General features: G+C 73.5%; 6 protein-coding genes and 1 pseudogene. 2 read left to right on the top strand and 5 right to left on the bottom strand.

The annotated features are described in order from the left end of the window. The 3 genes and pseudogenes from ABZ749_RS25000 to ABZ749_RS24990 form a co-directional block, all read right to left on the bottom strand. Nucleotides 1-77 (bottom strand): annotated as a pseudogene (locus tag ABZ749_RS25000) (ATP-binding cassette domain-containing protein); the annotation flags it as partial. Between the two features lie 106 nt (nt 78-183). Beyond that, nucleotides 184-849 (bottom strand): response regulator transcription factor, encoded by a 666-nt coding sequence (locus ABZ749_RS24995; RefSeq protein WP_357231828.1) that lies wholly within the window; start codon nt 847-849, stop codon nt 184-186. Continuing rightward, nucleotides 837-2,129: a sensor domain-containing protein gene (locus tag ABZ749_RS24990; protein WP_357231825.1), complete on the bottom strand. Its 1,293-nt coding sequence runs from the start codon at nt 2,127-2,129 to the stop codon at nt 837-839. Before ABZ749_RS24990 ends, ABZ749_RS24995 begins: the two co-directional genes overlap by 13 nt. A 162-nt stretch (nt 2,130-2,291) precedes the next feature. On the opposite strand from ABZ749_RS24990, the gene ABZ749_RS24985 reads away from it, so the two are divergent. Together ABZ749_RS24985 and ABZ749_RS24980 are read left to right on the top strand one after the other, a co-directional pair. After that, a complete protein-coding gene (locus ABZ749_RS24985; protein ID WP_357231822.1) occupies nt 2,292-2,987 on the top strand; it encodes an SDR family oxidoreductase in 696 nt (231 codons plus the stop codon). Next, nucleotides 2,981-4,663: an MFS transporter gene (locus ABZ749_RS24980; protein WP_357231819.1), complete on the top strand. Its 1,683-nt coding sequence runs from the start codon at nt 2,981-2,983 to the stop codon at nt 4,661-4,663. Before ABZ749_RS24985 ends, ABZ749_RS24980 begins: the two co-directional genes overlap by 7 nt. Before the next feature lie 416 nt (nt 4,664-5,079). Here ABZ749_RS24980 and ABZ749_RS24975 read toward each other — a convergent pair whose 3' ends face one another. Together ABZ749_RS24975 and ABZ749_RS24970 are read right to left on the bottom strand one after the other, a co-directional pair. Beyond that, on the bottom strand, nt 5,080-6,018 hold the full coding sequence (locus ABZ749_RS24975) for a PfkB family carbohydrate kinase (RefSeq protein ID WP_357231816.1): 939 nt from the start codon (nt 6,016-6,018) through the stop codon (nt 5,080-5,082). Next, a complete protein-coding gene (locus tag ABZ749_RS24970; RefSeq protein WP_357231813.1) occupies nt 6,015-7,376 on the bottom strand; it encodes an ADP-ribosylglycohydrolase family protein in 1,362 nt (453 codons plus the stop codon). The genes ABZ749_RS24975 and ABZ749_RS24970 overlap by 4 nt, the downstream gene beginning before the upstream one ends. Between the last annotated feature and the right edge of the window lie 118 nt (nt 7,377-7,494).

The following is a 7,494-nucleotide window of genomic DNA, read 5'->3' as shown; positions in this document are numbered from 1 at the left end:
ATCCCGGCCAGGCAGTGCAGCAGTGTCGACTTGCCGCAGCCACTCGGCCCGGTGACGGCGACGATCTCGCCCTCGGCCAGGCCTTCGCCATGCCGTGCCCCCGTCTCCCTGGTCCGCGCCCTGACCTGGCGCCGGTACCGCTGAGAAGAATCTACGCCGGGCCTGATCTCGGCCCGGTGCCGGTCAGGTCACCGGGTCGGCGCGCAGGTAGGTGAGGACCGCGAGCACCCGCCGGTTGGTGTCGTCGCTGGGGGGCAGGTCGAGCTTCAGCAGGATGTTGCCGACGTGCTTGCCGACCGCCGCCTCGCTGACGTGCAACCGGCCGGCGATCGAGGCGTTGGAGCGTCCCTCGGCGAGCAGCGCCAACACCTCGCGTTCCCGAGCGGACAGCGCGGCGAGCGGGTCGCGGGGGCGGTGCAGCAGTTGCCGGACCACGTCCGGGTCGATGGCGGTGCCGCCGTCGGCGACCCGGCGCAGCGTGTCGACGAACTCGGTGACCTCGGCGATACGGTCCTTGAGCAGGTAGCCGACGCGTTGGCCGTCGCCGCTGTCCAGCAGCGCCGCCGCGTACCCGGTCTGCACGTACTGGCTGAGCACCACGACCGGGAGGTCAGGTCGCTCGGTGCGCAGCGTGACGGCCGCGCGCAGCCCGTCGTCGCGGCGGCCCGGCGGCATCCGGATATCGGTCAGCACCAGGTCCGGTTGGTGGGCGCGGGCCGCCGCCAGCAGGTCCGGTGCGGAGCCGACGGCCGCGCACACGGTGAAGTCGAAGCGGGTCAGCAGCGCGACCAGACCCTCCCGCAGCAGCACCTCGTCCTCGGCGAGCACCACCCGGGTCACCGACGACATGGCAGCTCCACCCGGACCACTGTAGGGCCGCCGGGCGGGCTGGACAGGAGCAGCCGGCCGTCCACGGCGGCGACCCGGTCGGCGAGCCCGGTCAGGCCGGTGCCCCGGGCCGGGTCGGCGCCGCCGTGACCGTCGTCGGTCACCTCGACGACAAGGTCACCGCCGACCTGGGTGAGGCGTACGTCGGCGCGGGTCGCCCGGGCGTGCCGGGCCACGTTGCCCAGCGCCTCGGAGACCACGAAGTAGGCGGTGGTGTCCACGATCTCCGGCAGCTCGTCGTGCAGGTCGGCGTGCACGGCGACCGGGATGGTGGCGGCGTCGGCCAGCTCGCGGACGGCGCCGGCCAGGCCGAGGTCGGTGAGGCTCTGCGGGCGGATGCCGTGCACCAACTGCCGCAGCATCACCATCAGGCCCCGGGCCTGGTCGTGCGCCACGGCGAGGGGGCGGGACGCGGGGGAGTCCTCGGGTACGTCCAGCCGGGCCAGCCCGAGCTGGAGGGTGAGGCTGGTCAGCCGGGGCTGGGCGCCGTCGTGCAGGTCGCGCTCGATGCGACGGCGTTCGGCCTCGTACGCGCCGACCAGTCGGGTGCGGGAGCGGGTGACCTCGCGCAGCGCCGCCGCGTCCACCGGGTGGGCCAGCAACCAGCGGGCCACGGCTGCCTGGACGGCGGCGAGCAGACCGACGGCGTACCAGAGAACCGGGATCAGCAGCACCCCCACGATGGCGTACGGAATGGCTTCGCCGGTGCTGTCGATCGGCTGCCAGATCACCACCGGCTGGTTGGCGTCTCCGGCCAGCCAGGGGCTGGAGATCATTCCGAGGTCGAGCAGCACCAGCACGAGGAACACCCAGTAGGCGACCGGAGTGAACCCGCCCAGCCAGAACAGGTAGGCCACCTCCCGCCAGGTCGCGGCGTTGCGGTAGCGGGCGACCAGGCCCGGCCACGGCGACGAGGGCAGCGGGCGACCGTCGACGAGCCCGACCCGCCACCGCTCGACGACGGCCACCGGGAAGCTCACGAGCGGGGCCAACGCCAACAGGGTGAGGCTGCCGGTCGCCAGGAACAGCATCAGCGCGATGCTCGGTGGTCGGCCGTGCAGGCGGAGCCCGTTGGCGGCGGCCAGCAGGGGCGCGCCGATGACGAGCAGCCCGACGCCGAGCACGCCGGCGATCGGCACCGTGGTGACCAGGTAGGCCAGCGCGCGCCAGGGCCACGCGGAGATCAGCCAGCGGCGGCGGCGCAGCGCCTCGGCCAGGTGCGAAGGGTGTTCCGTGGTCATGCAGCAGACGCTAATCGGGGGCGACCGGGTGCCCCAGCCGTCCAGATCCCCTCTTCGGGGTATGCCCAGCACTACCAGCGAACGGGTGTGCGGGGCCCGGAAACGGGAAGAACGCGAGGTCACGCGACCCGCGTGACCTGTGGTGGCGGCGGCTGGAGAGACATGGGTGCCAGAACCTTCGTGGTGGTCGGCGGGACCAGCGGTCTCGGCCTCGCGGTGGCCCGACTGCTCGTCGACGAGCATCAGGTGGTGGTGTTCGGCAACGTGCCCGCCGAGGTCGCCGCCGCTACCGACGAGCTGGGTTGCGACGGCGCCGTCTGCGACATCTCCTCCTACGAGCAGGTCCGCGACGGGTTCGCCGAGGTGGTCGAGCGCTACGGCACGATCGACGGGGTGGCGGCCTGCGCCTCCATGTGGGCCGGTGGCGACCTGGGGGACCTGTCGGTGGAACACATCCGCCGGGCCGTGGAGATCAACGTTCTGGGCATCACGTACCTGCTGCGGGAAGCGGTGCGGCACCTGCACCGGCAGGGCCACGGCAACGTCGTCTACATCGGCGCGCTGGCGCTGGCGGCCCCCCGGCCCGGCATCCCCGTCTACCGGGCCACCAAGAGCTACGGCAACAGCCTTGTCGATTCGCTGGCCGAGGCCCAGCACAGCAACCGGGTCAAGGTGATGCAGCTGCACCCCGGGCCGATGCCGACCCGGCTACAGGAACGGGTGGGTGCCGAGTTCCTGGACGAGGTGTACGCCATGCCCGAACAGGTCGCCACCGAGGTCGTCCGGTTGCTGCTGCTCGAACCCGACGACCTCTACGTCTCCGGTGAGCGCGTGCTGCGCGCGGACGGGCGGTGGTGACGGCCGCAGCCGGACCCGCCGACCGTCCGGTCTCGGCCTGGGCGCCGCTGCGGACGGCGGTCTACCGCAACCTGTGGCTGGCCCTGCTCGCCGCCAACATCGGCACCTGGATGCAGACCGTCGGCGCGCAGTGGCTGTTGATCAACCACTCCAACGCCTCCACCCTCGTCGCGTTGGTGCAGACCGCCAGTCTGCTGCCGGTGCTGCTGCTGGCGTTGCCCGCCGGGGTGCTGGCCGACAGCTTCGACCGCCGGCACCTGCTGATCGCCGTGCAGTTGTTCCTGGTGGCGGTGGCGGTCGTGTTGACGCTGCTCACCGTGACCGACCGGATGCCGCCCGCGCTGCTGCTCACCCTCACCTTCGCGTTCGGTGTCGGGCAGGCGCTGACCCTGCCGGCCTGGGCGGCGGTGATCCCGGAGCTGGTGCCGCAGGACCAACTCCGGTCGGCGTCCGCGCTCGGGTCGATAAGCGTGAACGTGGCGCGGGCGGTCGGACCCGCGGTGGCCGGCGTGCTGATCGCCCGTACCGGCGTCGCCCCGGTCTTCGGCATCAACGCGGTCGCCTTCGCGATCTTCGCGTACGCGCTGTGGCGCTGGCGGCCCGGCAATGCCCGCGCGGTCGAGGTGCCGGAGCGGTTCACCGCCGCGTTGCGCGCCGGCAGCCGCTACGTACGCCACTCGCCGATCGTCCGCCGGCTGTTGCGCCGTGCGTTGGTCTTCGTGGTCCCGGCCAGCGCGCTGTGGGCGTTGCTGCCGTTGGTGGCGAGTCGGCGGCTGGGGCTGGGCTCCGGCGGGTACGGGGTGCTGTTGGCCGCCCTCGGCGTGGGCGCCATCGCGGGTGGCGTGCTGCTGGCCGTGATCCGTACCCGGCTGACGGCCAACCAGCTCCTGCTGATCGCCGGGGCGCTGTTCACAGTGGCGCTGACCGTCGTCGGCACCGTCCGGGCGGTGCCGCTGGTGCTGCTCGCCCTGCTGCCCGCCGGGATGGCCTGGGTGACGGTGCTGGCCAACGTCAACGCCGAGATGCAGCTCTTCCTGCCGAGTTGGGTACGGGCCCGGGGTCTGGCCGTCTACCAGGTGTGCTTCGCCGGTGGGCAGGCCGCCGGCGCGCTGCTGTGGGGTCTGGTGGCCGAGATGGCCGGGCTGCTCCCCGCGTACCTGGCGGCGGCGGCCCTGATGCTTCTCGGCACCCTGACGAGTCGGATCTGGCCGTTGCCGGACCTGCGCTCGGTCAACCGGGAACCGGCCGCAGACCAGCACGCCGACGCCGTTGAGCCAGGCGGAGTGCAGCTCGTCGAGGTGGTCGCGGTGCCAGCGCCGGGTGTGGTGCAGCACGTGCCGTCGCTCGAACCACTTCGCCCGCAGCACGCCGGGCACCTCGGAGTCGGCGAACCACTGCGCCCAGGACATGGCGTGGTCGGCGATGCGGGCCAGCGGCACCCGGCTCTCGCCCTCCAGGACCATGCCGGGGCGCACCGCGTCCAGCGCGGCGCGCAGCTCCCCGGCGCCCTCCTTGAGGGTGTCCAGGAAGACCCCGTCGACGCCGAGCTTGCCGGCCAGCGTCGCGACCTCCTCGGCGTCACTGCCCACCTCGCGCCGGGTGCCGGTGTCCCACGGGTTGTAGTCGACAAAGACCCGCACCCCACGCTGCTGGAACGCGCGCACCACATCGGGTAGCTCCGGCACGTCCCGGTACCAGTCGAACTGGTTGCGGTCGTCGAGGCCGATGACCGGGTACGCGTGCCAGAGCACCACCCCGTCGAAGCCGCCGAAGTCCCGCCCGGCCGCGTCGAGGAACTCGTCGACGGTGAAGACGCCGCGTTCGTGGTCGTAGAGCGTCTCGTCCCAGAGCCAGGCCAGGCAGACGCTGAAGCAGTCACCGGCGATCTCGTCGTAGTGCTCGCCGACGTAGCCGATCCGGTCCCGGGCGTCGACCCGCCACCGGGCGATCTGTTCCCGCCAGGCCGGCCAGTCGGCCGGGTCGGCGGGGGCGGCGAAGATCTTCGCCTCGTCCAGGGTGCTCAGGTCGGCGTGCCCGCCCAACGGCACCTCGGTCGGCCGGTCGATCGGGCGCGGGACGTACGGGTTGAAGCTCACGGTGCACCTCGGTAGGTCGCGTCGTAGAGGGCGTCGATGGCCGGCCGGTCGGGCAGGGCGGTGGACGCTCCGGGCCGCTGGGCACAGGCCGCGCCGGCGGCGCAGGCCCAGCGCAGGCTGGCGGTGACGGTGTCCTCGCTGCTGGCGCCGCCGCGTTCGGCCCAGCTCACGGCGAGCGCGCCGGTGAACGCGTCACCGGCGGCGGTGGTGTCCACCGCGTCGATCTGCGGCGCCGGGACCGCGAGACGCAGGCCGTGTCGATCGGCGTACGCGGCCCCGCGCGCGCCGAGGGTGAGAACCACCCGGGGCACCAGCTTCAGCAGGGCGTCGAGCAGCATCGGCGGGTCGTCGGAGGCGACCTCGGCAACGACCGCCGCCTCGTGCTCGTTGACCACCAGCACGTCGACCAGGTCGAGCAGGGCGGTGGGCAGCGCGGCGGCGGGCGCGGCGTTCAGCACCACTGTGGTGCCGTCGGCCCGGGCCCAGCTCGCCGCCTGGAGCACGGCGCTCAGCGGCACCTCCAGTTGCAGCAGCAGCACGTCGGCCGCCGCGATCCTCGCCCTGTCGTCCGCGTCCAGCTCGGTCAGCGTTCCGTTGGCGCCGGGCGCGACCAGGATGAAGTTCTCCGCGTCCCGGTCGACGGCGATCAACGCGACACCGGAGGGGCCGGCGGCGGTCCGCAGACCACTGACGTCCACGCCGGCGTCGACGAGACTGGCCCGCATCCGGGTACCGAACTCGTCGTCGCCCACCGCGCCCACGAAGTCGCAGGCCGCACCGGCCCGGGCGGCGGCGACGGCCTGGTTGGCGCCCTTGCCGCCGGGTACGGTCCGGAAGTTCTCGCCGAGCACCGTCTCACCGGGGCGGGGCAGCCGCGACGCCGTGACCACCAGGTCCAGGTTGCTGCTGCCCACCACCGCCACCCGCGCGCTCATGCCACGCTCCCTTCCGTCGCCGGCTGTGCCAGGGCGAGGGTCCGCTCGGCCAGTTCGTCGAAGCCGATCCCGTCGAAGCCGGCGATGCTGCTGGCCAGCCGGTTGCCCAGCGGGGCGACCCAGCGCTGCGGCAACCCGGACGCGCCGGTGAGCGCTCCGGTCACCGCGCCGACCGTCGCGCCGGTCGAGTCGGTGTCCCAGCCACCACTGACCACGGCGGTGATCGACCGTTCCAGGTCCCCCCGCCCGTACGCCAGGGCGGCGGCCACCAGCGCCGCGTTGTTGCGGACGTGCACCCAGTGCAGGTGGCCGTGTCGTGCGTACAGCTCGTCGACGACGCGTTCCCAGTCGTCGGTGCCCGCGCCGAGGGCGCGCGCCTCCCGGACCGTGGCGGCGAACCTGCTGGTCGGCGGCAGCACCGCCTCGGCCGCGTCCAGCACCTCGTCCACGGTGTCGGCCACCGGCGCGGCTGCCGACAGGGCCGCAGCCCAGAGCGCGCCGTGCACCCCTCCCCGGACGTGGCTGACCGTCGCGTCGCGTACCGCCAGTTCGGCGGCGCGGTCCGGCCGGCCGGGGTTGACCCAGCCGTACACGTCGGTGCGGATCTGCGCGCCGATCCACTCACGGAACGGGTTGTGCCGGCGGGCGCTCTGCGGCGGCGGGTACCCGAGCAGTAGGTTGCGGTAGGCCACCCGCTCGGCGGTGAAGACCCGCCCACCGGGCAGCCAGTCCAGCCACGCCTGCGCCACGTCGGCGCTGGTGAAGCCCCGACCGTGCGTCTCCAGCACCCGCAGCGCCAGCAACGCGTAGTTCAGGTCGTCGTCCTCGGGCATCCCGTCGATGTTCTCGGCGAGGCTGGTCGGCGCGCTGCGCCGGTTCCACGGCCAGCGGGCGGCCACGTCGGCCGGGAGCCCCTTCGCGGTGAACCAGTCGCGCAGTGGCCACCGATCGGTAGCGGTGAGGATCTCCCGGATGCCCTCGCGGGGAATCTTCTCCACCGGCTTGCCGAGCAGGCAGCCGACCGCCCGGCCGAGCCACCCGCCGTGCAACCGGTCGTACGCCGCCTCGGTCGGCAGCGACCAGGTGGTCGGCCACCCGGTCCGCAGCGAGGTCAGGTCGTCGGCCTCGTCAGTGGTGTCGACCGCGGGCACCGCGTCGGCGGCGTCCAGCAGCTCCGTGGCGAGGACCCGCAGCTCCGGCGACGCCGGGTTCACCGACGCCCCGCTGACCGGTGGGGTCAGGTCCCCGCCGGCCGCCGTCCACCGTTGAGCGATCGCGGCGACGTCACGCCCCTCGTCCCGGCTGGCAGCAAGCTCGTGCGGCAGCAGGTCCTCCGGCTGAACCCAGGTGATCCTCACCGGGTCTCGCCCCCAACCCCCCGGCCGAAGTCGCGCGCCAGGTCGGCGGAGGTCTCCAGCGCGGTCAGGTACAGCTCCTCGCTGATCCGGGTGGACAGCTCGCGGGCGGCCGGCGAGT

Origin of the sequence: Micromonospora sp. NPDC047753, assembly GCF_040642735.1 — a bacterium.
In the GTDB taxonomy this organism is placed as follows: domain Bacteria; phylum Actinomycetota; class Actinomycetes; order Mycobacteriales; family Micromonosporaceae; genus Micromonospora.
The sequence above is the reverse complement of the archived record's forward strand: the minus strand, read 5'-3'. Positions and strand labels throughout refer to the sequence as shown.